Origin of the sequence: Actinoplanes sp. CA-142083, from assembly GCF_050942195.1 — a bacterium.
Taxonomy (GTDB): Bacteria; Actinomycetota; Actinomycetes; order Mycobacteriales; family Micromonosporaceae; genus Actinoplanes.
The window spans coordinates 4,467,069-4,490,162 of the sequence record NZ_CP192076.1 but is presented as its reverse complement, the minus strand read 5'-3'; the positions used below and the strand labels follow the sequence as shown (position 1 = coordinate 4,490,162).

Sequence of the window (23,094 nt, the reverse complement as noted above, 5' to 3'; positions counted from 1 at the left end):
TGCACGACCGGGGTCCTCGCGAGACTGGTTCCATGATCGAGCTGCACGAACTGACCAAACGCTATGGGGACCGGACGGCGGTGGATCGGGTCACGGTGACCGTGCCATCGGGAAGGGTCACCGCTCTGCTCGGCCCGAACGGCGCGGGGAAGTCCACTGCCATGCGCATGGTGCTCGGCCTTGACCGGCCCACCTCCGGAACCGCGCTGATCGACGGTCGACGGTACGGCGAGCTGCGGAACCCGCTGCGGTTGGTCGGCGCGCACCTGGACGCCCGGGCTTTCCACCCGCGGCGCACCGGGCGGGCCGGCCTGCGTGCGCTGGCCCGATACAACGGTTTCCCCCGAGCCCGGGTCGAGACGGCGATCGACGCGGTGGGGATCGGCACGGTCGCCGGCAAACGTGCCGGGACCTACTCGCTGGGGATGGCGCAGCGGCTCGGGATCGCCGGCGCGATGCTCGGCGACCCGGGCACGATCATCCTTGACGAGCCGGTCAACGGCCTCGACGCGGACGGCGTGCGGTGGGTGCGCGGGCTGATGCGGCGGTGGGCCGGCGAGGGACGTACGGTCCTGGTCTCCAGCCATCTGATGAGCGAGGTGGCGCTGATCGCGGACCGCGTCGTGGTGCTCGGGCGAGGCCGGCTGCTCGCCGACGCGACGGTTGCCGACTTCACCGCCGGACAGCAGGCCGCCGTCGAGGTGGCAGCGGCCGATGACGACTCCTTCCGGCTGCTGGCGGCGGCATTGGGCGAGCACGGGGAGCAGATCGGTGCGGACCGGCTGCGGGTCAACGGCCTAGCCGCGGCGACGGTCGGCCGCCGGGCTCAGCAGGCCGGCGCGGTGTTGCGCGAGTTGCGCACCGACGCACCGAGCCTCGAGGACGCGTATGTGCGCCTGGTCGAGAACGAGGCCGAGTACGTGGCGGTGGCGGCGTGAATGCAGTCACCGCCGAGTGGGGCAAGATCTGGTCGCTTCGCTCACCCTGGTTCTGCGCGGTCGCGGCGGTTCTGCTCACCGCCGGCATGGCCGCGACGTTGGCCAACGATTTCCTGTACGACATCGATCAGGGTCGTCTGCCCGAGTCCGAGTCGCTGGCCGTGCTGGCACCGCTGACGCAGGCGACGCAGGTGGGCCAGTTCGCCCTCGTCGCGCTGGCGATGCTGGTGGTCACCTCCGAGTACGGCACCGGAGTGATCCGGTCCACCCTCCTGGCCCGCCCGCGGCGAGGTGACGTCCTGCTCGCCAAGACCGCGGTCGCCGCCGTCGTCGGTTTCGTGGCCGGTCTGGCATCGGCGGCGGCCGGTTGGGCGGTGACGGCTCTGCTGCTGGGTGATCACGCGGGTACGGGTGAACCCGTCACGGCGTGCCTTCGGCTGGCCGTGGTGGCGATGCTGGCCTGCATGTTCACCGTCGCGGTCGGGTTCCTGGTGCGCAGCGCGGCCGGCACTCTGACGACGATGTTCGTGCTACTCGTCGGCCTGCTGTTGGTCGACGCCCGGATCGGCCGGTACCTGCCGGCCGGCGCGGCCGACGCGTTCGCGGCCGGCGACGGCGTTCGTAACCTTGGGATTCTGGTGGCCTGGACCGGCGCCGCCCAGCTGGCGGCTTGGCTGCTACTGGCCCGGCGGGATGCCTAGGCTGTCGGCATGCACGGATGGGGCCAGTGGTACGCGATCGCGGCGGCAGCCGTGGTCGCCGGCTGCTACCTGTGCGGTAGGCGTAGTCGCATCGGGACGTTGATCGCGCTTCTCAGCGCGGTGGAGGTGACCGCCGCGATCGCGGTCGCGCGCACCCAGGACACCGTGTCCTGGCTGGCCGACCAGGCCGTCGTGGTGCTCGCCGTCTTCGCGGCGCTGGCGGGCGCCTACCGCCGGTTGCGTCACGAGTTCGTCGAGCAGGGCTGGGCACACGCCCGCGACGCGCGGCTGCACGAACGCACCCGGATCGCCGCCGACCTGCACGACACACTCGGGCATGACCTCGCTCTGCTCTCGCTGCAGGCGGCCGGAATCCAGGTGGGTGCGCAAGATCCGGAGATCCGGGAGCAGGCAGCGGCGGTGCGCGCCGGCACGGCGGCGGCGATCGAGACCGTACGCCGGATCGTGGATCTGCTGGACGTCGACGCGGACGCCGACGTCGCGACGGTGCTCGACCGGGCCCGGGCGGCCGGGATGGCGCTCGAGGTCAGGGGCACCGCGCCCCGGGAGCCGTTCGTGGCGCGGCTCGTCACCGAGGCGCTGTCCAACGCTGTCCGGCACGCGCCGGGCGCGCCGGTGACCATCACCTTCGCCGGCCGGCGGGTGAAGGTTGTCAACCCGGTGTCGGAACAGGCCGCCGCGGGCCGGCCGGGCGCCGGCCTGGCGATGTTGTCGGCGCGCCTCGAGCAGGCCCGCGGTTCGCTGACGGCCGGTTCCACCGACGGCATGTTTCAGGTGGTTGCCGACGTGCCGGCAGGCATGGACGAGGACAGTGGCCGGCTCGGCGCCGACTACCGGTCCCGCCGGCGCCGGGTTCGCCGGATGCTGGCCGGCACGATCTTGATCCCCTTCGCTGTGCTGCTCGTGGTCGCGACCGGTTTCTACACCTGGGCCGTCCGTGACGCGTCGATGGAGGAGCGGGTGTTCGCCGGGCTACGGGTCGGCATGTCGGAGGCGGCGGCGGTCCGGGTGCTCCCCGGGCGCGAGTCGCCGGTCCGGTGGGGCGGCTCCAGTAAGCCGGGATGCCGCTACTTCACAGACGGCAACTATCCGCTGGCGTACGGGAACTACGTGGTCTGCTTCTCGGGGAACCGGGTGTCGCGGTTGGAAGATCTCACCGGACGGGATCGATGATCAGGATTTTGCTCGCCGACGATCAGCCGCTGGTGCGCGCCGGGCTGAACACCGTGCTTGCCTCCGACCCCGAACTGCAAGTGATAGCCGAGGCGGCCGACGGCCGGGCCGCGCTGGCAGCGGTCGAGCGGTCGCGGCCCGATGTGGCGCTGCTCGACATCCGGATGCCGGGCATGGACGGCCTGACCGCGGCCGAGTCGCTGCGCGCCGGCCACCCCGCGCTCCGCGTCATACTCATCACGACGTTCGACGAGGACCGGTACATCGCTCGCGCGCTCGACGCCGGAGTCCATGGGTTCCTGCTCAAATCCGGCGACCCCTACGAGCTGATCAGCGGCATCAAAGCCGTGATGAACGGAGGTACGGTGCTGGCGCCCGCGGTCGCCCACCGGATCATCCACGTGCTGCACGGCGGCGAACTGCGGAACCGGCTCGCCGCCCGCAACGGGGTACAGGCCCTCACGCCCCGGGAGCGAGACGTGCTCGCACTGGTTGGAGCGGGCCTGTCCAACGCCGAGATCGGCAGCCGTCTGCACCTGGCCACCGGAACCGTGAAAATCCACGTGAGCGCACTGCTCAGCAAACTCGGCCTGACCAGCCGGGTGCAGGCAGCAATCTACGCCTACCGGGCAGGACTCGCCGAGTAAGGACCATTGCCCGCCGGCACACGCGGTTGGCCGGGGGCACCACTGGGCATGTGCTCCCACTGTGAACTCCGCGACGCAGCTGCTCCAGCCTGCCTTGGACATCGACGTCCGCCTCGCCGAGATGGAACGCAGCGTGAACCTGCTGCTCAACGTCACGCCGGTCAACGCGGCGGGGGCCTGGGCCGACTTCGAGCGAAGCGACTTCAGCACCGTGCCCACGCTGCGCCTGCGGCCGCTGGGATTCGAGCCCGACCTGGTGCGCCGAGAGCTGTACAACCTCGAGATCGAGAACGTCGACGACCCCGCGCTGCACACGCTTCTGCGTACCAAGCGGGACGAGATAGCACGACAGATCACGGCCTTGGAGGACCGCGACACGTCACGGTTCGTGCAGGGGTCGCTTCAGCTCTATGGCGGGGTCAGCCCGTCGCTCGTGTCCACCGCGGAGGAACTGCTCGCGATCATCCCCGCCCAGTCGCCCAAAGCACCTGGCGTCACCGCGGGGGCGTTCGCCGAAGCGGCGCGCGCGGAGATGCTTCGCTACCGCGCCGTGTATCCGGATTTCCCCGTGCACATCGACGTCCGCGACGACGTCTCCGAACTGATGGTGTCGTTCGGACGCCTGCTGATCCCCGAGGCCGCGACATTCCGGGCCGATCGCGTCGAGGCCCTGCTGCAGCACGAGGTCGGCACCCATGTCGTCACCTACCAGAACGGCGCCCGGCAACCCTTGAAGCTGCTGACGATCGGCCTGCCCGGCTACGACGAAACCCAGGAAGGCCTCGCGGTCCTCGCGGAATACCTGACCGGAGGCTTGGACCCGCGACGGCTCCGCGTGCTCGCGGCGAGGGTGGTAGCCGTCGGCAGGATGCTTGACGGCGCCGGCTTCCTGGAGATCTTCGAGGCGTTGCAGGCGCGGTATCGGATACCTCGGAAGACCGCGTGGATCATCGCCATCCGGGTCGTCGTTGCCGGCGGTTCGGTCAAGGACGCGATCTACCTGCGTGGCGTCAGCCGCCTCCTCGAGGCGTTCGCGGAAGGCATCAGCCTCGACGCGCTCTTGGTGGGCAAGCTCGCGCTCGACCATGTTCCGCTGATCCAAGACCTACTCGATCGCGGAGTACTCCGGCCACCTTGGCTGCGGCCACGCTGGCTGGACGCACCCGGCGCCCGGGAGCGCTTGGACAGACTGCGTGCGGGAACGTCGGTCATGGACCTCTACGAAGGAGAAACAGCACGATGAGGCTCGCATTTTTCGTCCGCGACGTAGCCGCCGAGATCGATGAGTACGCCACCACGCGGCTGGCGCGGGCAGCGAGCCGCGGCGGACACGAGGTCTGGTACGTCGGGGTCGGCGACGTCGAACTCGGCGAGAGCGACGGACAGCTCGTCGCCCGCGCTCACGCTGCGGTGTTCGACGAAGGCGACACGCTCGAGACCTTTCTGAAAGCCATCAAGGAACGCGATGCCGAACGCGTCGTCATGGACGACCTCGACGCGCTGTTCCTGCGCAACGAATCGATCGACGATCTTCAGCAGCGGCCGTGGGCGAGTCCGCTGGGCGCGGTCTTCGGCCAGATGCTCAAGGCCCGTGGCGTGACCGTGGTCAACGACCCGATGTCCCTCATCCGCGCCACGAGCAAGCTGTATCTCGAAGAGTTTCCCGAGCAGATCCGGCCGCGTTCGCTCGTGACCCGCGACCCCGCGGCGATCGAGCGATTCGTCGCGGCGGTCGGCCGCTGCGTGATCAAGCCGCTGTACGGGGCCAAGGGCCGGAACGTGTTCATGGTCGAGGACGAGACCGAACAGAACCTCACGCAGATCATCGAGGCCGTGCTGCAGGACGGCTACGCCCTCGCTCAGGAGTTCGTGCCCGGCGGCGAGGACGGCGACGCCCGGATCTTCCTGCTCGAGGGCAAGCTCCTCGAGCAGGGCGGTAAGGCCGCCGCCTTCCGGCGAGTGTCCACGGGCAACGACCTGCGGGCCAACATCAGCAAGGGCGGCCGCTCCGTTCCGCTGGAAATCGGCGACGTGGAACGCGGCGTCATCGCCGCGATGAGCGAGAAGCTTGTGGCCGACGGCATGTTCTTCGTCGGCATCGACGTGATCGGCGGCAAAGTGGTGGAGATCAACGCGGAGAGCCCCGGCGGATTGCAGAGCGTCGAATGGCTGTACGAGATGGACATCTGTGACACTGTCATCAATGCCCTGGAGCGCCGAGTCGGCTCGCAGACCTGAATCCAGGCGGTGTCCCTGCAACTGACCGACTCCGTCGCGCGGGAACCGGTCCGCTTGCATCTCGACCTTTACACCGATGCGCAAGCGGCGCAGGTCGAGCGACTCGTCGAGCTGGGCGCCACCCGGGTCGACGACTGGCGCTATCCCGACAATGCTGACTTCGTGGTGCTACGAGACCCCGAGGGAAATGAGTTCTGTGTAATCGGCCATGCACAGCTCTGATGGCGGGTCAGCCGGGATTGCGCTGAAGCTGCCATGCGGCCGCTAGAGCATCCTCGATGGCGCCGGGGTCGCCGTTGGCGAGGTCCGCGACCATCATCATGTGCTTGCGGTAGCGGCTCGGCACGCTGAACGTTCCGGGGAATTGCGGCAGCACCGAGGCGCGGTAGTCGAAGTCCGCGCGGATCACCAGGTGCGTGTCGTCGAGCTGGCGGGCGACGAGCCTGCCCTGGTAGCGCCACTGCGCGAGCCCGTCCACCATGCTGCGGCGGACGCCCTCCAGCGCCTCGGCCCGTCTGCCTACCTCGTCGATCCGCAGCACGCCGGCCTCCCCTCGTCCGGATGCACGGTATGACGCCGGTCACGTCAGGTCACGTTCGGGCGGGTGGATCTCATCTCGCGGGCATGACGAACATCGTGATTCTCGGCGCCGGGTACGCCGGCATGGCGGCGGCGATCCAGCTGGCCGCGCGGAACGTCCAGGTGACGCTGGTCAACGCGAGCGACCGGTTCACCGAGCGACTGCGGCTGCCGATGGTGGCTACCGGGCAGGAAGTCGCCGACCTGCGGATTCCGGAGCTGCTGGCGGGCACGGGCGCGCGCTTCGAGCAGGGGTGGGTGACGTCGGTCGATCTGGGACAGCGCACCGTTTCGCTGGAGGACCGCAAAATCAAATTCGACATCCTCGTGTACGCCCTGGGCGCCGTTCCCGACACGTCCTCCGTTCCGGGGGCCGAGGAGTACGGCTACACCGTCGAGGACGCGTTGCTGTTGCCGGACCGGCTGGCCATGGCGGAGCACGTGGTGGTCGGCGGGACCGGGCTGACGGGGATCGAGTCGGCCGCGGAGATTGCCGCGCGGTACCCCTCGGCGACGGTCACGCTGGTGGGGCGGTCGGCGCCGGGAAACAACATGAACCCGCGGGCCAGGAAGTATCTGCAAAAGGCGCTCGAGCGGCTCGGCGTGCGCACGGTCGTCGGGTCGATCGACAAGGTGCTGCCCTCGGGCGTACGCGTGAATGATGAATTTCTGCCCGGTGACGTCTTCCTGTGGGCGGGTGGCACGAAAGTTTCTCCGCTCGCGGCGGGTATCGAGACCGACGCGCGGGGGCGGATCGTGACCGACGGCGCGCTGCGGTCGGTGTCGCACCCGTTCGTGTGGGCGGTCGGCGACGCGGCGGCGATCCGCCAGCCGTACGGGATCATGCACGGCACCTGCCAGGGCGGCATGCCGACGGGGGTGCACGCGGCGCTTTCGATCGTTCGCACGCTCGCGGGAAAGGAACCCAGGAAGTTTCGCTTCGGCTACTACCACACGCCCGTGAGCCTGGGCCGCGGCGACGGTGTCGTGCAGTTCACGCACGGCGACGACAGTCCCCGGCGGTTCTACCTGACCGGACGGCTCGCCGCACGCTACAAAGAAGTCGTGACCGCATCGCCCTGGCCCACCTACCGCCGCATGAAGCGCATGCCCGCCTCGGGCGCGTTCTGGCCGCGCGGGAAGCGGTCATGACCGACCCTTTCGACACCCACCGCAACCTGCTGTTCGCGGTTGCCTACCGCATCCTCGGCTCGGCCGCCGACGCCGAGGACGCGGTGCAGGACGCGTGGATCCGCTGGTCGGCCGCCGATCGCGCGGAGGTGGCCGACCCGAAGGCGTATCTCGCCCGGATCGTCACCAACGAGAGCCTCGCCCGGCTGCGCGACGCCCAGCGGCGGCGGGAGGTCTACGCCGGGCCGTGGCTGCCCGAGCCGATCCTCACCGATTCGCCGGCCGACCCGGACTCCGTCTCGATGGCGATGCTCGTCGTCCTGGAGACCCTGAGCCCGCTCGAGCGCGCGATCTTCGTGCTGCGCGAGGTCTTCGACTTCAGCCACGCCGAGATCGCCGCCGCGGTGGACCGGTCCGAGGAGTCGGTGCGGCAGGCCGCGCATCGGGCCCGCGAGCACGTCACGGCCCGGCGGCCGCGCTTCACCGCGACCCGGGCGCAGCAGCGCGAGGTCACTGACCGTTTCTTCGCCGCCGCCACGGGCGGTGACGTCAACGCGCTGATGGAGCTGCTGTCACCGGAGGTGACCCTCTGGACCGACGGCGGCGGCAAGGTACGCCAGGCGCTACGCCCGGTCGTCGGCGCCGAGGTCGTGGCCGCCTGGTTCGCGTCGCTCGGCACCGCGACCTATCAGGGCGTCGCGCCGGCCGACATGCGCGCCGAGCCGGCCGAGATCAACGGGCTGCCCGGCATGATCTTCAGCGGGCCCGGCCGGGTGATCGCCACGATCACCCTCGACATCTCCCCCGACGGTCGCGTGCTGGCCATCCACAACGTCGCCAACCCCGACAAACTGGGCGCGATCGCAAAAGGCGACCATTACCGGGTATAGCCGAGGTCATGCGGCCCGAACTACGCCTGACCGAGCGGGCGACCGGTGCGATCCTGCTGCTCGTGCCCGTTGCCCTGCTCGCGATCTTGGTCGTCGGCAACGTCGCCTGGCTGCACACGCTCGACGGCGCGATCACCGACGCGCTGCACGGCTTCGCCCTGCGCCACCGGTGGTGGGTCGACGCCATGAGCTGGTGGAGCCTGATCTTCCACCCCAACGTGTGGCGGGTGGCCGCCCTGGGCCTGGTGATCTGGCTGGCCCGCCGCCGGCGGTGGCCGCTGGCCTGGTGGGTCGCCGTCACGATGACCGCCGGCGGCATCCTCGGCGGCCTGCTCAAGCTCCTGGTCGGCCGGCACCGCCCCGACCTGCTCGACCCGGTGGCCCGCGCGGCCGGCTACTCGTTCCCGTCCGGCCACGCGCTGAACAACGCGCTCGGCGCCGCGGTCTTCCTGATCGTGCTGCTCCCGCACACCGCGGGCCGTCCTCGTGCCCGCTTCTGGCTCTGGGCGGGCGCCGTCGTCATCCCGCTGATCACGTGCGTGAGCCGGGTGGCCCTGGGCGTCCACTGGACCAGCGACGTCGTCGCGGGCTTGCTGCTCGGCGTCGCGGTCGCTCTCATCGCCCGATATCGGCTTCCGGCTTCCGCGCCCCGAGGCATAGAAGAGCGGCGGATCGGGTAGAGCGCGATCCATGCCCGAGATAGCCGCCGCCGCGCGAAACTATGTGGACCTCCCCCATGTGGCCGCCGTCGCCAAGCGCATTCTGCTGCCCGTCGCCGTCCTGCTGCTCGCGATGATCGGGCTCGGGCTGCTGATCACCAAGGTTCTCAACGACGTGTGGCCGTTCACCGCCGAGGACAGCATCAACCGCTACTTCGCCGCGCACCGCAACGGCCCGCTGAACGTGATCACCGAGATCTTCAGCCTGATCGGCAGCACGCCGGTCATCATCGCGGTCACCGGCATCACCGCGTTCATCCTGCTGCGCAAGCTGCACAGCTGGCGCGAGCCGCTGTTCCTCTGCGCCGCGGTCAGCGCCCAGGCGATCGTCTTCTTCTTCACCACGCTGGTGATCGACCGGCAGCGCCCCGCCGTCAAGCACCTCGACGACTCGCCGCCGACCTCGAGCTTCCCGTCTGGCCACACCTCGGCGGCGTTCGCCCTCTACGCCGGCCTGGCCCTGGTGCTCGCCTACCAGGTCAACCAGACCTGGGCCAAGTGGCTCTGCTGGGCCCTGATCCTGGTGCCGATCGGCGTGGCCGTCTCCCGCCTGTACCGCGGCATGCACCACCCGAGCGACGTCACCGCGTCGTTCCTGAACGGCGCCCTCTGCATCACCATCATGGCCATGGCCATCCTCAACCGCCGCGTGCCATGGTCCAACCCCCATAGGATCGGTGCGTGACGATCACCGAGACCGACCTGGCTTTCCTGCGCCGCTGCGTCGACCTGGCCCGCGAAGCGATCGACGACGGCGACGAGCCCTTCGGCTCCGTTCTCGTGTCGGCGGACGGCAAGGTCCTCTTCGAGGACCGCAACCGCGTGAAGGACGGCGACGAGACCCGCCACCCCGAGTTCGAGATCTCCCGCTGGGCGGCCCGCAACATGACCCCCGAGGAGCGGGCGGCCGCGACGGTCTACACGTCGGGCGAGCACTGCCCGATGTGCGCGGCAAGTCACGGCTGGGTGGGGCTGGGGCGCATCGTGTACGCGGTGTCGACCGCCCAGCTCGGCGCGTGGCGGGCGGGATGGGGCATCCCCGCGGGCCCGGTCGCCGCCCTGCCCATCACGGCCGTCGTCCCGGGCGCGGTCGTGGACGGGCCGGCGCCGGAGCTCGAGGAGGAGCTGCAGGCCCTGCACCGGCGGCGCTTCCCGCAGGCGGGATCGGACGGCGCGGCATGACGGTCCGCCGGATGGATCACGCCGGCATCGTTTTCGAGGAGCTCAGCTGATCGCCGGGCCGGTCGAGGCGCCGATCACCAGCTGACCGATGGCGAGGATGGGCGGGGCCGGGAAGCCGTCCAGATGCTTGAGCAGACTTTCGACGCCCAGGGCGCCCAGCTCGATGCCGGGCGTGGTGAACGTGGTGAGGTTCGGGGTGGACATGGCGGCCACGTTGACCGTGCTGTACATCGACATGACGGAGATGTCGCCGGGGACGGATCGGCCGCGCCGGATCAGCTCGGCGGTCACGCCGGGGGCGGCCAGCTCGTTCATCACGATGGCCGCGGTCGCGCCGGGGAAGTCGGCGAGCAGGCGGCCGGCGGCGGCGCGGCCGTCGGTGACGGTCTGGCCGCAGAGCATGACCGCGGGTTCCAGGCCCCATTGGGCCATGATGCGGCGGTACGCGGTCTCGGTGCGCACGTACGGGCCGAAGCCGTGCAGCTTTCCCCGTTCCAGTTCGCCGTTGACGAGCACGATCCGCCGGTGTCCCAGCCCCAGCAGGTGATCGAAGGCCATCTTGACCGACTCGTCGAAGTCGATGTCGACGTAGGGGAGGGTCGCGGTGTCGCCGGTGCGGCCGATCAGGGCGGCGGGGACGCCGAGCTTGTCGAGCGCGTCGACGCGCGGGTCGTTGTTGCGGACGTCCATCAGCAGGACGCCGTCGACGAGGCCCTGCTCGGCCAGTTTGGCCAGCTCCAGGCCGTCGTCGTCGACGGGCCACACCACGAGGTTGTAGTCGCGGGCGGCGGCGGCCCGGGCGGCGCCGATGATGAACTGCCGCGCCGAGTACGACTCGTGGGCGTCGCTGAACGGGTAGGCCAGGGCGATGATGCGCGACCGGCGGCTCGCCAGGGCGCGGGCCACCGGGTTGCGGCGGAACTTGAGCTCCGCCATCGCGTGCTCGATCCGCTGCACCGTGGCGGCGGTCAGCGGCTTCGTGTCGTTCAGGTAGTACGACACCGTCGCCGGTGACACGCCCGCGGCCCGCGCGACGTCCCGGATTGTCGCCGCCATGGCACTCCCCTTCCCGATCTCCCCGGCAGCATACGGCAGCGGTGATCCGGTTCACCAAGTCCCTTGACAGGCCAAGTGTGACGCGACACACTCCAGAAGCGTCGGTGATCCGGTTCACCGGCAAATCCCATGACGACGATGACGGCCGGATGCGGCGTGACGGTTATCCGGTTAACCAGAGAAGGAAACGGATGCCATGGTGCCCAGAAAAAGCCTCGCGGCGGCGGCCGCGCTGGCGTTGACCCTCACGGCCTGCGGCGGCTCGAAGGACGGCGGCGACTCGTCCGAGAAGGTCGACAGTCTCACCGTGCTCGACTACTACAGCGACGAGCCCACCAAGACCCAGGTCGGCGACATGCTCACCCAGTGCGGGACCTCGATCGGTGTGGCGAAGATCGACCATCAGTCGGTGCCCGGCCCCACGCTGATCCAGAAGGTGCTGCAGCAGGCCTCGTCGAAGACGCTGCCCGACGTGCTGATGCTCGACAACCCGGACATCCAGCAGATCGCGGCGACCGGCGCGCTGGCGCCCCTGGAGGATTACGGCATCAGGGCCGACGGGTACGCGCCCGGCCCCGTCTCCGCCGCGACCTATCAGAACAAGCTGTACGCCCTGCAGCCGATCGCCAACACCATCGCCATCTTCTACGACAAGGACATGCTGGCCGAGGCGGGCGTGCAGCCGCCGCAGACCTGGGACGAGCTGAAGGCCGCGGCCAAGAAGCTCACCAAGAGCGGCCGGTACGGCTTCGCGTTCAACGCCACCGCCGACTACGAGGGCGCCTGGCAGTTCCTGCCCGCGATGTGGACCAACGGCGGCGACGAGACCAACCTCAAGACGCCCGAGGTCGCCGGGGCGCTGCAACTGTGGAAGGACCTCGTCGACGACGGCTCGGCCTCCAAGAGCGTCGTCAACTGGAGCCAGGGCGACGTGAATGACCAGTTCATCGCGCACAAGGCGGCGATGATGCTGAACGGCCCGTGGCAGATCCCGTCGCTGGACAAGGCGAAGATCAATTACGGGGTGGTGCCGTTCCCGGTCAACCAGTCCGGGCAGACCTCGATCGCGCCGCTCGGCGGTGAGGCGTGGACCGTGCCGCTGACGGCGAGCGAGGCCCGGATGGCCAAGGCGGCCGAGCTGGTGAAGTGCATGAACAGCGACGAGAACCAGCTGAAGCGGGCGAAGGACGGCGGCCTCGTGCCGACCAAGCTGGCCCTGGCCGGCCAGTTCAAGACCGAGGTGCCCAAGATGGCCGGCTTCGTCGACGCGGTCGCCACCGCGCGGGCCCGCACCGGCAAGCTCGGCGAGAAGTGGCCGGACACGGCCAAGGTCATCTACACCGGCATGCAGCAGGTGCTGACCGGGCAGAGCGCTCCGGCCGACGCGATGGCCAAGGCCGGCGCGAACTGATGGCCGACGCCGGAATCGGCGCGCGCCGCCGGGAGGGGATCGTCAAGATCCTGTTCGTCGTCCCGGCGGCGCTCGCGATCGCGGCCCTCTTCGGCTACCCGGTGATCAAGAACCTGGTGATGAGCTTCCAGGACTACGGCCTGCGGACGTTCTTCACCGGGCGGGCGGAGTGGCTCGGCGCGCAGAACTACGTGACCGTGGTGAGCGAGAGCGTGTTCAGCAAGGCGGTGGTCAACACCGCGCTGTTCACGCTTGGCTCGATCGTCGGGCAGTTCGTCATCGGCATGCTGCTGGCGTTGTTCTTTCACAAGAATTTCCCGCTCAACGGCGTACTCCGGGCTCTGTTTCTGTTGCCCTGGCTCTTGCCTCTGATCGTCGGCAGCGCGGTGTGGCGGGCAATCCTCGAGCAGGACAGCGGCATCATGAACGTTGCCCTGCACAGCCCGGTCCCGTGGCTCACCTCGCCGCGGGTGGCCCTGATCTCGGTCATCCTCGTCAATATCTGGCTCGGGATCCCGTTCAACCTGACCCTGCTCTACAGCGGGCTGCAGGACATCCCGCAGGAGCTGTACGAGGCGGGGGCGCTGGACGGCGCGGGCGGCTGGACGGCGTTCTGGCACATCACGTGGCCGCAGCTGCGGGCGGTCGTCAGTGTGACGCTGATGCTGGGCGTGATCTACACGCTGAAGGTGCTCGACATCATCCTCGGGCTGACCCAGGGCGGCCCGGCGAACGCCACCCAGACCATTTCGCTGATGTCGTATCAGCATTCTTTCGTGCAGTTCAAGTTCGGCCAGGGCGCGGCGCTCAGCAACATCCTCATCGCGATCTCGCTGATCTTCGCGATCGTCTACCTGCGGGTGAACCGGCGGCGGATCGATGAGTAAGGTCCGGACCTCGATCGCGATCCTGTTGCTCGCGCTGATGCTTTTCCCGGTGTACTGGATGCTCAACATTTCCTTATCCCGTACGGGAGGAGCACTGCCCGCCTCTCTCATCCCGACGAACCCGACCTTCCAGGGGTACGTGACGGCGTTGCACGACCAGGGAAAGAACCTCGTCACCAGCCTGATGGTGGCGCTCGGCGCGGTGGTCGTGACGCTGGTGATCGCCGCGCCGGCCGCGTACGCGCTCGCGCAGTTCCGCTTCCGGTGGATCAACTGGGCGCTGCTGACGATCCTGATCTGCCAGATGATCCCGGGCATCGTCATCGCCAATGCGCTCTACACGCTGTTCGAGAACATCGGCCTGCTCAACAGCATCCCGGGACTGATCATCGCGAACGCCGCGAACGCCATTCCGTTCGGCGTACTCATCATGCGCTCTTTCATGCTCGGCATTCCCCCGTCGATCGTCGAGGCGGCCCGGGTGGACGGCGCCGGACCGCTACGGGCGTTCCTGTCGATCGTCGTGCCGATCAGCCGCAACTCGCTGATCACCGCCGGGCTGTTCGCGTTCCTGTTCGCGTGGAGCGACTTCCTCTTCGCGCTGACGCTGACCACCAAGGGCACGATCACGCCGGTCACCCTCGGCATCTACACCTATCTCGGCTCGCACGTCGCCAACTGGAACGCGGTGATGGCCACCGCGATGCTCGCCTCGATCCCGGCGATCATCCTGCTGGTCATCGCCCAGAGGTACATCGCCGCCGGCGCCACCGGCGGCTCGATCAAATGAAGGGCTGACCGTGACTCTGAAAGTCCTCGTCTGGGGCGAGAACCGCCACGAGCAGATCGAGCAACACGTACGAGACATCTACCCGGACGGCATGCACACGACGATCGCCGCGGGCATCTCGGAGAACCTGGGAGCCACGGCCCGGGTCACGACGACCACCCTGGACGAGCCCGAGCACGGGCTCACCGAGGAGGTCCTCGCCGGCACCGACGTGCTGGTCTGGTGGGGGCACGCCGCGCACGGCGAGGTGGCCGACGAGGTGGTGGAGCGCGTCCACCGGCACGTGCTCTCCGGCCTGGGCCTGGTGGTGCTGCACTCCGGGCACTGGTCGAAGATCTTCGGAAAGCTGATGGGCACGACGTGCACCCTGCGGTGGCGCAGCGAGCAGGACCGCGAGCTGGTCTGGACGGTCAACCCGACCCACCCGATCGCCCAGGGCGTGCCGCACCCGATCGTCATCGAGCAGCAGGAGATGTACGGCGAGTTCTTCGACATCCCGGTCCCGGACGAGCTGATCTTCCTCTCCACCTTCAGCGGCGGCGAGGTTTTCCGCTCCGGCTGCACGTTCCGCCGTGGCCACGGCAAGATCTTCTTCTTCTCGCCGGGCGACCAGGACTACCCGGTGTACCACCACAAGGACGTCCGCAAGGTGATCGCCAACGGCGTCCAGTGGGTCCACAGCGAGCGGCCGGAGCGCAAGATCCCGACCTTGCTCCGGTACGAGACCGGCGACTTCTTCCGCGGCCAGGGCTACACCGGACCGATCGATGACTGAACCCTTGCGGCTTCTCCAGGTCGGCGCCGGGTCGATGGGCCGGGCCTGGCTGGCCGCGATCCGGGCGAGCCCGGACGTCGAGCTGGCCGGGCTGGTCGACCTCGACGCCGGCCTCGCCCGCGAGGCGGCCACCGGCCACGGCGCTGTCGTCACCGGCGCCGACCTGGCCGCGGTCATGGCCGAGGCCCGGGCCGACGCCATGGTCAACGTGACGGTCCCCGAGGCGCACCGCGACACCACCGTCGCCGCGCTGGCCGCCGGGCTGCCGGTGCTGTGCGAGAAGCCGATCGCCCCCACCATCGCGGAGGCCCGCGCCATGGTGGACGCGGCCGAGCGTCACGGGCAGCTGCTGATGGTCTCCCAGTCCCGCCGCTACTCCCCCACGCTGGCCGCGTTCCGGCGCCTGATCGCCCGGATCGGCCCGATCGGCACCGTCAACTGCCAGTTCTTCAAGGCGCCGCGCTTCGGCGGTTTCCGCGAACAGATGGACGACCCGCTGCTGCTGGACATGGCGATACACCAGTTCGACCTGGCCCGGCTGCTGACCGGGGCCGATCCGTTGACCGTGAGCTGCGATGCCTACAACCCGTCGTGGAGCTGGTACGCCGGCAACGCCGCCGCCGAGGCGACATTCGTCCTCGCCGACGGCAGCCGGTTCACCTTCAGCGGGAGCTGGTGCGCCCCCGGCCTGGAGACATCGTGGAACGGCGCGTGGCGGGTCAACGGCGCCGGCGGCACCGCGACCTGGGACGGCGACAATCCCCCCACGGCGGAACTGGCCGACGGCACGGTCCTGACCGGGGAGGTGGGCGCCGAGGCGGAAGGGATCGCCGGGTCCTTGGCGGAGTTCGTGCGTTGCGTACGCGAGGGGAAGCGGCCCGATTCGGCCGCCGCCCGCAACATCGTCAGCCTGGCCATGGTCGAGGCCGCCGTCCGATCGGCGGCCGAGCACCGGAAGGTGGCGATCGAGGAGGTCCTCAGCGAAACCACCTAGGCTTGTCGCTGCGCAGGGCGACGATGGCCGTCGCGGCAGCGACGAGGTTGCCGTCGGGGGTCGCCGCCGCCTCGGTCAGCAGGGTCTGGCGTTCCGATTTCGAGCGCGATGCCAAGGCCAGCGCCACGAGCAGGCGGGTGCGGATGTCGGGCTCGGTGGCGTGGGCGAGGCCGTTGCGGTAGGCGTCCTCGGCCTTGCGGGCGGCGCCCAGCGCGGCCAGGCTGCGGCCGTGGAGGAGGTGGAGCGCGGGCAACCGCGGCGCCTCCCGCAGTGCCGCCTCGGCCGCCTTCGCCTTCTCGGCGGGTGGCATCGATGCGTCCTCCAGCCGGTAGACGACTTGGAACAGCTCGTGGGTGAGCGTGCCGCCGGCCAGTTCGCGCGCCAGCCACAGGTCGGCCCGGCAGTGGAACCAGCCGGGCGCCAGGCGTTCGGTTGTCTCGTACTCGGCCACGGCCTCGGCGTAGCGGCGGAGGTCGAGGAGCACTTGGGCGCAGAGGTAGTGGGGATGCGGGTCGAAGGGGTCGAGGCGGGCCGCCTCCCCGAACGCCTCGGACGCCTCGGCAAGGCGGCCCTGGCCGGCGAGCTGCTCGCCCTCGGCGGTGCGGCGGCGGGAGGGCTCGAGGGTGAGGCGGTTGCGCTGGAAGACGAAACCGACCCGGGAATCGCGCACTCGGGGCAGGTCGTCGAGCTCGTAGCGGTCGTCGCCGATGACGGCCACGACGCGGTTCAACGGTTCGCCGGCACGCAACAACTGGGCCTGCCGTCGCCGCTGCGCCGCCGGGCCTGCCGGGCCGGACCTCGCCAGCACGTCGGCGTACCGGGAAGCGGCATCGGCGGCCTCCTCGGCCCGGCCGAGATAGCGGTACATCTCGACCAGGTTCTCCAGGTAGGCACGGACGCCGGCCTGATCGTCGAGCTCCTCGCAGAGCCGCAGCGCGGTGGTGGTGGGTCCCACCGCGGACGCCGCCTCGCCGAGCTGGAACAAGCACTCCCCGAGCATGCCGTGGGTCACCGGCAGGATCTGGTCGACGGCGGAACCGGTCACGCCGTCCAGCTCGGCGGCGGTGTGCGAGAGCAACTGCCGGGCCTCGTCGAAGCGTGCCGCGCCCATCAGCCGGCGGGCCTGGCCCAGTGCCCGCTGCCAATCGGCGATCGGGTTGGACTCCTGCGGCCCGGTCATCATCCGCAGCAGGGCCGGATCGCTCAGGCGCGTCGCGAAGACCTGGGCCACCTTGATGAGGGTGCCGGCGTAGCGCTGGACCGCGGCCGCGTCGGCGCGGACCTCGACGGGCACGGTGGTCCAGGCGCCGAAGTCCCGCCGGATCGTCTCGTGGTGCGTCGTGCAGAGCTCGGCCAGCCGGTTGTCGTTTCCCGACGAGGCCGCTTCGATCAGCGCGGCCCGCAACGCGTCGCCGTCAAGGGTTTCCACATCGAGGAAGGTAACTACTCGTTGTGGAAGATGACCACCCTGGGTCGCCGCGCCGGGTCGGCGTCGAGGGATTCACCCGGATACAGGCGGCCGGTGGCGAGGACGTCGCCGGTGCGGGGGTCGACTATGCGGTACGCGTACGGTGTCCCCCGCTCCTGCATCATCGGCAGCCAGCCGCCGCTCTCCTGGTAGATGATGTGCAGCTGGCCGGGAACGCTCAGCGCTCGCGGGGCGATGAAGGTCTCCCAGTCCGGCTGCATGTCGGTGGTGGGCAGGCCGGCGAGGATGCGGCCGACCAGCCCCACGTAGGTCGAGCCCTCGCACTGCAGGGCCTCGCGCCAGCCGCCGCTGGGGGCGAGGAAGAACGGGGCGTGGCCGGGTTCGCCGTCGCGGTGGACCCACTGCCAGATGTTGGCGGCGCCGTAGACGACGCCCATGGTGCCGCCGGCGCACAGGTTGCTCCAGGCCTCGTGGCCCTGCCACCAGCCGGTCGCCACGTCGGGGCCGCCGGTGCGCTCGTAGGTGGGCTCGCCGTTGGCCACCGCCTTGACCGGATCTTCGCGGTGCAGGAAAGCCACCCGCTCGGGGACGTGCTCGCCGCCGTGGCCGGTCTGGCACCACTGGAAATCGAGCCACGGCGCGGCCTGGTGGGCGGTGGCGCGGGCGTGCGGCCGGTAGTGGATGCCGGTGGGCTGGCCGTAGCAGTCGGTCTCGTGGATCTCGCGGCCGCCGGCCTCGATCTGGGGCTCGGTGCCGGCGCCGTCGGCGCCCACCAGGTACACCATCGGGCGGGCGCCGTAACGGGCCACGAGGTAGCGGCAGTAACGGGCGTATTCGGACGGTGGCACGACGGTGCCGGCGACGTCGAGGCCCTTCCAGCCGAAGCCTTGGAAGACGGGCTGCAGGACCGGGACGATGCCGTGTGAGGCCAGGACGGCCAGGAGGCGGTCGAGGTACTGGAAGTAGCCGTAGTCCGGCTGGTTCAGATGGCCGGAGGAAAGGTCTTCGAAAGCCACATCGAAACCTTCGTCGGCGCTCCGGTCACGCGGGCCCGTGGCGCGCATATCGGGCTGGACCGACATCAGGAGCACGGCGTTGAAGCCCTTGGCGGCGCGGTCGCGGGCGTATTCGAGGACCTCCTCCTCGGTGGCTCGCCACGGCAGGGCCCAGGCGGTGTCGGCGACCATGAGGGCCGCGGTGCCGTCGGCGTGGATGAGGCTGCGACCGCCGGGCGACATGCGCCAGAAGCCGGGCCGGTGAAGCGAATCGGGAGTGACGTCCAACGAACCGCTCGCGTGGAGGCCGGGGTCGGCGACATTCGCACTGGTCTGCCAACGCCACGTGCCGTGCGACAGCGGCGAGGCGAATCGGACCCGCCACACCCGGCCGCCGTCGTGGAAGGCGGGGCGGCGCAGAATGGCGCCGTCGTCGTGGGTGAAGGTGGCCCAGACATCGACGGATGCATAGGGCTCTTCGAGAACCTGCGACGAACGCAGCTCGAACGAAACCTCCTCCCAGGCGTTCATCCCTTCGACGCTCCGGCGGTGAGGCCGCCGACGATCCAGCGTTGCAGGAAGGTGTACGCGATGAGGATCGGCACCACGGCGATGAGGATGCCCGCGGCCAATCCGGTGCTGTTGTTGGAGAACTGGCCCTGGAAGTTGAGCAACCCGACCGGGATCGTCTTGTGCGCGTCCGAGTTGAGCAGGATCAGCGCGAAGAGGAATTCGTTCCAGGTCGCCACGGCGTCCAGGATGAGGACCGTGACGAGGGCGGGGGCGGAAAGCGGGATCACGATGGTCAGGAAGATGCGCCAGGCGCCGGCGCCGTCGATGCGGGCCGCCTCGATGATCTCGTCGGGGATCTGGCGGATGAACGACTGCAGGACGAGGACCTCGAACGGGATGCCGAAGGCCAGATAAGGGCCGATGAGGCCGATCAGGCTGTCGGTGATGCCGGCGCTGCGGGCCATCACGAACACCGGCACGATGGTGATGTAGATGGGGATGGTCAGGCCCAGGAAAACGGTGTACATGATGGCGGCGCCGAAGCGGATGCGCAGTTTCGCCAAGGCGTACGCCAGCATGGCCGAGAGGAAAACGCCGAGCGGAACCTTCAGGATCAGGACGATGGCGCTGTTGCGATAGGTGGTCGCGAAATTGCCGATGTCCCAGGCCTGCGTGAAGTTGCGGAAGGTGAGCTCGTCGGGCCACGACAGCGGGCCGTGCGAGATGAAGTCGGCGAGCGGGCGCACGGCCGTGATCACCAGCAGCACCAGCGGGGAGATCCACACCAGCGCGGCCAGCACCATCAGCACGGTCGTGCCGAGGCCGCCGCGGGCCTTCCGGTTCGGCCGGACGGCGGCCACGGTCGTGTCCGGCAACGCGGCGGTCGGGGCTACCGAGGTCATACCGCGTGCTCCTTCGTCTGCGAACGGACGTACGGAATGCTGACCAGCACCGCCACGACGGTGATCACGACCGCGATCGCCGTGCCGTAGCCGGCCTGGTTGTACTGGAAGACGTTGAAGTACATCCAGGTGCCCATGACCTGGGTGGCGGTTCCGGGACCGCCGTACGTCATCGCGTAGATCAGGTCGAACACCTTGAACGAGTCGATGACCGACAATGCGATGACGACGTAGTGCGCCGGGCGCAGGCCGGGCATCGTGACGTGCCAGAACTGCTGCCACTTTCCCGCGCCGTCGACGGTGGCCGCCTCGTACAGGTCGGGATTTATGCCTTGCAGTGCGGCGAGGTAGAGAAGCATGGGAAAGCCGACGCGCAACCAGATCGCCGCCACCATCGTCGCGCCGAGCGCCGTCGAGTCCTGACCGAGCCACGGCTGGGCGAGGCTGTCCAATCCGATCGCGCGCAGGAACGCGTTGATGGCGCCGTATTGCGGGTTGTAGAGCCAACCCCAGATCGATGCCACCGACACCAGCGGCAGCACCGCCGGCGTGTAGAAAATCAGGCGCAGGAACGGCTTGCCGCGCACCTTTCCATTGAGGACGACGGCAAGAGCAAGACCGAGGACGACGGGTACGGCTACCGTCACGACCGCCCAGATGAGGTTGTTGACGGCGGCCTGGACGACGACCGGATCGCTCGGCATGGCTTTGTAGTTGTCCAGCCCGACCACGTTGTAGGTGGCGCTGAGCCCGTCCCAGTCGGTGAAGCTGAACCACAGCGACGACAGCGCCGGATAGACGAGAAAGATGAAGTACACGAGCAGGGCCGGCGCGGCGAACGCCCACGCGACCAGCCCTCCTCGTCTCATTTCTTCCAGGCCTTGATGACGTCCTGCATCTTCTTGGCGGCGTCGGCCGGACTGGTCTTGCCCTGCAGCACGTCGCTCTGGATGGCGAAGTACTGATCGGCCTCCTTCTTGGGGAAGGCCTGGTCCTGAATGGTGTAGAAGGGCTTCTTGGCCGGCCCCTGCGACCATTCGTAGGACAGCGGGAGCGTGGCCTTGTCGGGCTCGGCGCCGGCCACCACCGAGGCGGTGATCTTGAGGGCCTGGTGGGTGGCGGGCTGGTTGAGGAAGTCGAGCAGCGCGGCCGCCATGTCCGGGTTGCCGGCCTTGGCGTTGATCATGTAGCCCTCGACGAAGCCGGAGTGCCGGACCGGGTCGGTGCCGGTCGGGAACTCGAAGACGCCGAAGTCCTCGGACTTCTTGCCGCCGGCCTGGATGCCCTGCGCCTCGGTCCACGGGCCGGTGATCGTGTAGGCGGCCTTGCCCTGCACGTACCAGAGCTCGACGTCGGCCGGGTCGAGACCGACGGCGCCCTCCGGGATCCACTTCTGGTCCTGCCACTTCTTGAAGTTCGTGAACGCCGTGACCACCTCGGGGCGGTCCCAGCTCTCGTCGCCGGTGAGCAGCTTGTCGTGCAGGTCCGCGCCGGCGCTCGTCTCGAGGAGGTACTCGAACAGGCGCATGACGTGCCAGCCGTACTTGCCGGCCGTGGCGAGCGGGGTGATGCCGGACTTCAGCAGCTTGGCGTTGGCCTCCTCCAACTCCGCGTACGTCTTGGGCGGGGCGCTGACCCCGGCCTTCGCGAACGCGGCCTTGCTGTACCAGCCGCCGATCCCGAGCGCGATGAACGGCATCCCGCCCTTCACACCGTCGAATGTCATCCCCTCGATCGCGGCCGGGTTCAGCTTCGAGCTCCAGCCGTACTTGTCGTAGTACTTGCTCAGGTCCATGGCCTGTTTGGCGTTGACGAAGGGCGCGCCGATCTCGCCGCCCCAGATCCGCCACACGTCCGGGCCCTTGCCCCCGAGCAGCTCGGTGCGCAGCTTGTCGGGGTAGACCGCGGCGCCGGAGCCGGGGAGCGAGTCGACGGTGGTGGTCGTGCCGTTCTGCTCGTCGAACTTCTTGATCTGCGCCTTGAACAGGTCGATCGTCGAGTTGTCCTCGTACGTGAACAGCCGCAGCTCCTTGAGGCCGCTGTTGGTGGCGCCGCCGCCGCTGCTGTCGTTGCTCGTGCCGGTGCAGGCGGCGAGTCCGGCGGCGAGGGCCGTCCCGCCACTGACACTGAGGAATTGACGTCTGGTGATCACCTAGAGCTCCTTCTGCCGCCCGAAGCGGCGGATCTTGGCGAACATGTCCTCCAGCAGGAACCGGACGTCGACGGTCTCGACGACCCGGATCGGGTTCCCCGTGCCGGGCAGGTAGTGGCCTTCCCGGCCGAAGCGCGGCGCGGGCACGGTGCGGAACTGGCCGCCGCGCGGGAAGAGCATCAGGGAGATCGCCGGGGAGTCACCCAGCGACCGGGACTCGATGGGCTGCGGGTGGTGCGCCGCGTTCCACTCGACCAGCTGCTCGATCAGGTAGTCGGCGAGCGCGGAGGTGCCGCCGATCTTCTCCTCCAGCTCGGCGTAGCCGACCGAGACCTGCGAGTAGACGTTGGACGGCACCTGCCAGACCGTGATCCCGGAGCCGAAGACCACGTTGGCGGCGGCGATGTCGTTGCCGAGGTTGAACTCCAGGCCGGGATAGGCCGCGTCGATGCCGCCGTAGGCGACGCCGCCGATCCAGATCACCACGACGTCGCGGTCGACGATCGCGGGGTCGAGCAGGATCGCCGAGGCCATGTCGGTCAGCGGCCCGAGGAACGCGACGTAGAGCGGCCCGTCGAGGAGGCTCTCCTCGATGATCAGCCGCGCGCCCGGGCTGTCCCGCGGCGACGACTCGCCGGCCAGCGCGGTCGCCGCCCCGTCGGCCACCGTGACCTTGCCGTCCAGGTCCATGAGGCGCAGCAGCAGGTCGATCTCCTCGCGGGACTCCTCCATGCTGCGGTCGCTGCGGTGCCTTCCGAAGTGCGCGGCGATCAGCCCGCGGACGTCGAGAGAGGCCGAGAGCAGGGCGTGGACGATCGCGAACTGGTCGTCGGCCTCGTTCTTGGCATCGGTGTCGACGATGACGCGGCGGCGGGACATGGACACTCCTCTGGGTCGTGAATATCTATTCAGGACCGACTGGCCATGCGAATACTGTGAACGGTCTATGTACCCGTTGTCAACGGCCTGTT

Annotated in this window: 25 protein-coding genes; 17 read left to right on the top strand and 8 right to left on the bottom strand. The window is 69.3% G+C overall.

From position 1 onward, the window contains the following. The first annotated feature begins 32 nt into the window (after positions 1-32). From ACQPZX_RS20570 to ACQPZX_RS20540, 7 genes are all read left to right on the top strand, one after another. Positions 33-938, top strand: a complete 906-nt coding sequence (locus tag ACQPZX_RS20570) for an ATP-binding cassette domain-containing protein (RefSeq protein WP_433383149.1) — start codon at positions 33-35, stop codon at positions 936-938. Further along, positions 935-1,639, top strand: coding sequence for an ABC transporter permease subunit (locus ACQPZX_RS20565; protein ID WP_433383147.1), 705 nt, complete (start codon positions 935-937; stop codon positions 1,637-1,639). Before ACQPZX_RS20570 ends, ACQPZX_RS20565 begins: the two co-directional genes overlap by 4 nt. A gap of 9 nt (positions 1,640-1,648) precedes the next feature. Further along, a complete protein-coding gene (locus ACQPZX_RS20560; protein WP_433383145.1) occupies positions 1,649-2,833 on the top strand; it encodes a sensor histidine kinase in 1,185 nt (394 codons plus the stop codon). Next, complete coding sequence (locus ACQPZX_RS20555; RefSeq protein ID WP_433383143.1) at positions 2,830-3,480, top strand: response regulator; 651 nt, start codon at positions 2,830-2,832, stop codon at positions 3,478-3,480. The genes ACQPZX_RS20560 and ACQPZX_RS20555 overlap by 4 nt, the downstream gene beginning before the upstream one ends. A 61-nt stretch (positions 3,481-3,541) precedes the next feature. Further along, positions 3,542-4,723: a flavohemoglobin expression-modulating QEGLA motif protein gene (locus tag ACQPZX_RS20550; protein WP_433383141.1), complete on the top strand. Its 1,182-nt coding sequence runs from the start codon at positions 3,542-3,544 to the stop codon at positions 4,721-4,723. Beyond that, the gene (locus ACQPZX_RS20545; protein WP_433383139.1) at positions 4,720-5,718 is read left to right on the top strand and encodes a hypothetical protein; all 999 of its coding nucleotides are present in this window, start codon (positions 4,720-4,722) and stop codon (positions 5,716-5,718) included. The genes ACQPZX_RS20550 and ACQPZX_RS20545 overlap by 4 nt, the downstream gene beginning before the upstream one ends. Before the next feature lie 9 nt (positions 5,719-5,727). Then, positions 5,728-5,940, top strand: a complete 213-nt coding sequence (locus ACQPZX_RS20540) for a VOC family protein (RefSeq protein ID WP_433383137.1) — start codon at positions 5,728-5,730, stop codon at positions 5,938-5,940. 7 nt (positions 5,941-5,947) lie between these two features. On the opposite strand, the gene ACQPZX_RS20535 is transcribed toward ACQPZX_RS20540, so the two are convergent. Continuing rightward, the gene (locus ACQPZX_RS20535; RefSeq protein ID WP_433383135.1) at positions 5,948-6,259 is read right to left on the bottom strand and encodes a hypothetical protein; all 312 of its coding nucleotides are present in this window, start codon (positions 6,257-6,259) and stop codon (positions 5,948-5,950) included. Between the two features lie 83 nt (positions 6,260-6,342). On the opposite strand from ACQPZX_RS20535, the gene ACQPZX_RS20530 reads away from it, so the two are divergent. Genes ACQPZX_RS20530 through ACQPZX_RS20510 form a run of 5 tightly spaced genes read left to right on the top strand, consistent with a single transcriptional unit; the run spans position 6,343 to position 10,219 of the window. Next, positions 6,343-7,449, top strand: coding sequence for an NAD(P)/FAD-dependent oxidoreductase (locus ACQPZX_RS20530; RefSeq protein WP_433383133.1), 1,107 nt, complete (start codon positions 6,343-6,345; stop codon positions 7,447-7,449). Continuing rightward, positions 7,446-8,318, top strand: coding sequence for an RNA polymerase sigma-70 factor (locus ACQPZX_RS20525; protein ID WP_433383131.1), 873 nt, complete (start codon positions 7,446-7,448; stop codon positions 8,316-8,318). The genes ACQPZX_RS20530 and ACQPZX_RS20525 overlap by 4 nt, the downstream gene beginning before the upstream one ends. A gap of 8 nt (positions 8,319-8,326) precedes the next feature. Next, on the top strand, positions 8,327-8,998 hold the full coding sequence (locus tag ACQPZX_RS20520) for a phosphatase PAP2 family protein (RefSeq protein ID WP_433383130.1): 672 nt from the start codon (positions 8,327-8,329) through the stop codon (positions 8,996-8,998). A 10-nt stretch (positions 8,999-9,008) separates the two neighbouring features. Then, complete coding sequence (locus ACQPZX_RS20515) at positions 9,009-9,722, top strand: phosphatase PAP2 family protein (RefSeq protein ID WP_433383128.1); 714 nt, start codon at positions 9,009-9,011, stop codon at positions 9,720-9,722. Continuing rightward, positions 9,719-10,219 carry a nucleoside deaminase gene (locus ACQPZX_RS20510; protein WP_433383126.1) on the top strand — a complete coding sequence of 167 codons (501 nt, stop codon included), beginning with the start codon at positions 9,719-9,721 and terminating at the stop codon, positions 10,217-10,219. The genes ACQPZX_RS20515 and ACQPZX_RS20510 overlap by 4 nt, the downstream gene beginning before the upstream one ends. Before the next feature lie 42 nt (positions 10,220-10,261). Here ACQPZX_RS20510 and ACQPZX_RS20505 read toward each other — a convergent pair whose 3' ends face one another. Further along, entirely contained in the window at positions 10,262-11,275 is a 1,014-nt protein-coding gene (locus tag ACQPZX_RS20505; RefSeq protein ID WP_433383124.1) for a LacI family DNA-binding transcriptional regulator, read from the bottom strand. A 196-nt stretch (positions 11,276-11,471) separates the two neighbouring features. Between ACQPZX_RS20505 and ACQPZX_RS20500 the strand changes: the two genes are divergently transcribed. Genes ACQPZX_RS20500 through ACQPZX_RS20480 form a run of 5 tightly spaced genes read left to right on the top strand, consistent with a single transcriptional unit; the run spans position 11,472 to position 16,132 of the window. Next, entirely contained in the window at positions 11,472-12,686 is a 1,215-nt protein-coding gene (locus tag ACQPZX_RS20500) for a sugar ABC transporter substrate-binding protein (protein ID WP_433383122.1), read from the top strand. Beyond that, complete coding sequence (locus ACQPZX_RS20495; protein WP_433383120.1) at positions 12,686-13,573, top strand: carbohydrate ABC transporter permease; 888 nt, start codon at positions 12,686-12,688, stop codon at positions 13,571-13,573. The genes ACQPZX_RS20500 and ACQPZX_RS20495 overlap by 1 nt, the downstream gene beginning before the upstream one ends. After that, positions 13,566-14,363: a carbohydrate ABC transporter permease gene (locus ACQPZX_RS20490; protein WP_433383118.1), complete on the top strand. Its 798-nt coding sequence runs from the start codon at positions 13,566-13,568 to the stop codon at positions 14,361-14,363. Before ACQPZX_RS20495 ends, ACQPZX_RS20490 begins: the two co-directional genes overlap by 8 nt. A gap of 10 nt (positions 14,364-14,373) precedes the next feature. Next, on the top strand, positions 14,374-15,138 hold the full coding sequence (locus ACQPZX_RS20485; RefSeq protein ID WP_433383117.1) for a ThuA domain-containing protein: 765 nt from the start codon (positions 14,374-14,376) through the stop codon (positions 15,136-15,138). Continuing rightward, on the top strand, positions 15,131-16,132 hold the full coding sequence (locus tag ACQPZX_RS20480; RefSeq protein WP_433383115.1) for a Gfo/Idh/MocA family protein: 1,002 nt from the start codon (positions 15,131-15,133) through the stop codon (positions 16,130-16,132). The genes ACQPZX_RS20485 and ACQPZX_RS20480 overlap by 8 nt, the downstream gene beginning before the upstream one ends. Here the strand turns inward: ACQPZX_RS20480 and ACQPZX_RS20475 are convergent. From ACQPZX_RS20475 to ACQPZX_RS20450, 6 genes are read right to left on the bottom strand one after another with little or no spacing between them, the layout of a single operon-like run. Continuing rightward, complete coding sequence (locus ACQPZX_RS20475) at positions 16,116-17,561, bottom strand: hypothetical protein (RefSeq protein WP_433383113.1); 1,446 nt, start codon at positions 17,559-17,561, stop codon at positions 16,116-16,118. The two genes, ACQPZX_RS20480 and ACQPZX_RS20475, sit on opposite strands and share 17 nt — an antisense overlap. Before the next feature lie 14 nt (positions 17,562-17,575). Further along, entirely contained in the window at positions 17,576-19,087 is a 1,512-nt protein-coding gene (locus ACQPZX_RS20470) for a DUF4038 domain-containing protein (protein WP_433383111.1), read from the bottom strand. Further along, complete coding sequence (locus tag ACQPZX_RS20465) at positions 19,084-19,971, bottom strand: carbohydrate ABC transporter permease (protein WP_433383109.1); 888 nt, start codon at positions 19,969-19,971, stop codon at positions 19,084-19,086. Before ACQPZX_RS20465 ends, ACQPZX_RS20470 begins: the two co-directional genes overlap by 4 nt. Next, positions 19,968-20,840 carry a carbohydrate ABC transporter permease gene (locus tag ACQPZX_RS20460; protein ID WP_433383107.1) on the bottom strand — a complete coding sequence of 291 codons (873 nt, stop codon included), beginning with the start codon at positions 20,838-20,840 and terminating at the stop codon, positions 19,968-19,970. Before ACQPZX_RS20460 ends, ACQPZX_RS20465 begins: the two co-directional genes overlap by 4 nt. After that, the gene (locus ACQPZX_RS20455) at positions 20,837-22,123 is read right to left on the bottom strand and encodes an ABC transporter substrate-binding protein (RefSeq protein ID WP_433383105.1); all 1,287 of its coding nucleotides are present in this window, start codon (positions 22,121-22,123) and stop codon (positions 20,837-20,839) included. Before ACQPZX_RS20455 ends, ACQPZX_RS20460 begins: the two co-directional genes overlap by 4 nt. Next, positions 22,124-23,002: a nucleoside hydrolase gene (locus tag ACQPZX_RS20450; RefSeq protein WP_433383103.1), complete on the bottom strand. Its 879-nt coding sequence runs from the start codon at positions 23,000-23,002 to the stop codon at positions 22,124-22,126. Positions 23,003-23,094 lie beyond the last annotated feature (92 nt).

Coding starts and splice junctions, on each gene's coding strand:
- ACQPZX_RS20465 (WP_433383109.1), bottom strand. CDS start 19,971: ATGACCTCGGTAGCCCCGACCGCCGCGTTGCCGGACACGACCGTGGCC.
- ACQPZX_RS20515 (WP_433383128.1), top strand. CDS start 9,009: ATGCCCGAGATAGCCGCCGCCGCGCGAAACTATGTGGACCTCCCCCAT.
- ACQPZX_RS20560 (WP_433383145.1), top strand. CDS start 1,649: ATGCACGGATGGGGCCAGTGGTACGCGATCGCGGCGGCAGCCGTGGTC.
- ACQPZX_RS20470 (WP_433383111.1), bottom strand. CDS start 19,087: ATGAACGCCTGGGAGGAGGTTTCGTTCGAGCTGCGTTCGTCGCAGGTT.
- ACQPZX_RS20545 (WP_433383139.1), top strand. CDS start 4,720: ATGAGGCTCGCATTTTTCGTCCGCGACGTAGCCGCCGAGATCGATGAG.
- ACQPZX_RS20500 (WP_433383122.1), top strand. CDS start 11,472: ATGGTGCCCAGAAAAAGCCTCGCGGCGGCGGCCGCGCTGGCGTTGACC.
- ACQPZX_RS20570 (WP_433383149.1), top strand. CDS start 33: ATGATCGAGCTGCACGAACTGACCAAACGCTATGGGGACCGGACGGCG.
- ACQPZX_RS20450 (WP_433383103.1), bottom strand. CDS start 23,002: ATGTCCCGCCGCCGCGTCATCGTCGACACCGATGCCAAGAACGAGGCC.
- ACQPZX_RS20460 (WP_433383107.1), bottom strand. CDS start 20,840: ATGAGACGAGGAGGGCTGGTCGCGTGGGCGTTCGCCGCGCCGGCCCTG.
- ACQPZX_RS20480 (WP_433383115.1), top strand. CDS start 15,131: ATGACTGAACCCTTGCGGCTTCTCCAGGTCGGCGCCGGGTCGATGGGC.
- ACQPZX_RS20530 (WP_433383133.1), top strand. CDS start 6,343: ATGACGAACATCGTGATTCTCGGCGCCGGGTACGCCGGCATGGCGGCG.
- ACQPZX_RS20505 (WP_433383124.1), bottom strand. CDS start 11,275: ATGGCGGCGACAATCCGGGACGTCGCGCGGGCCGCGGGCGTGTCACCG.
- ACQPZX_RS20555 (WP_433383143.1), top strand. CDS start 2,830: ATGATCAGGATTTTGCTCGCCGACGATCAGCCGCTGGTGCGCGCCGGG.
- ACQPZX_RS20495 (WP_433383120.1), top strand. CDS start 12,686: ATGGCCGACGCCGGAATCGGCGCGCGCCGCCGGGAGGGGATCGTCAAG.
- ACQPZX_RS20520 (WP_433383130.1), top strand. CDS start 8,327: ATGCGGCCCGAACTACGCCTGACCGAGCGGGCGACCGGTGCGATCCTG.
- ACQPZX_RS20525 (WP_433383131.1), top strand. CDS start 7,446: ATGACCGACCCTTTCGACACCCACCGCAACCTGCTGTTCGCGGTTGCC.
- ACQPZX_RS20490 (WP_433383118.1), top strand. CDS start 13,566: ATGAGTAAGGTCCGGACCTCGATCGCGATCCTGTTGCTCGCGCTGATG.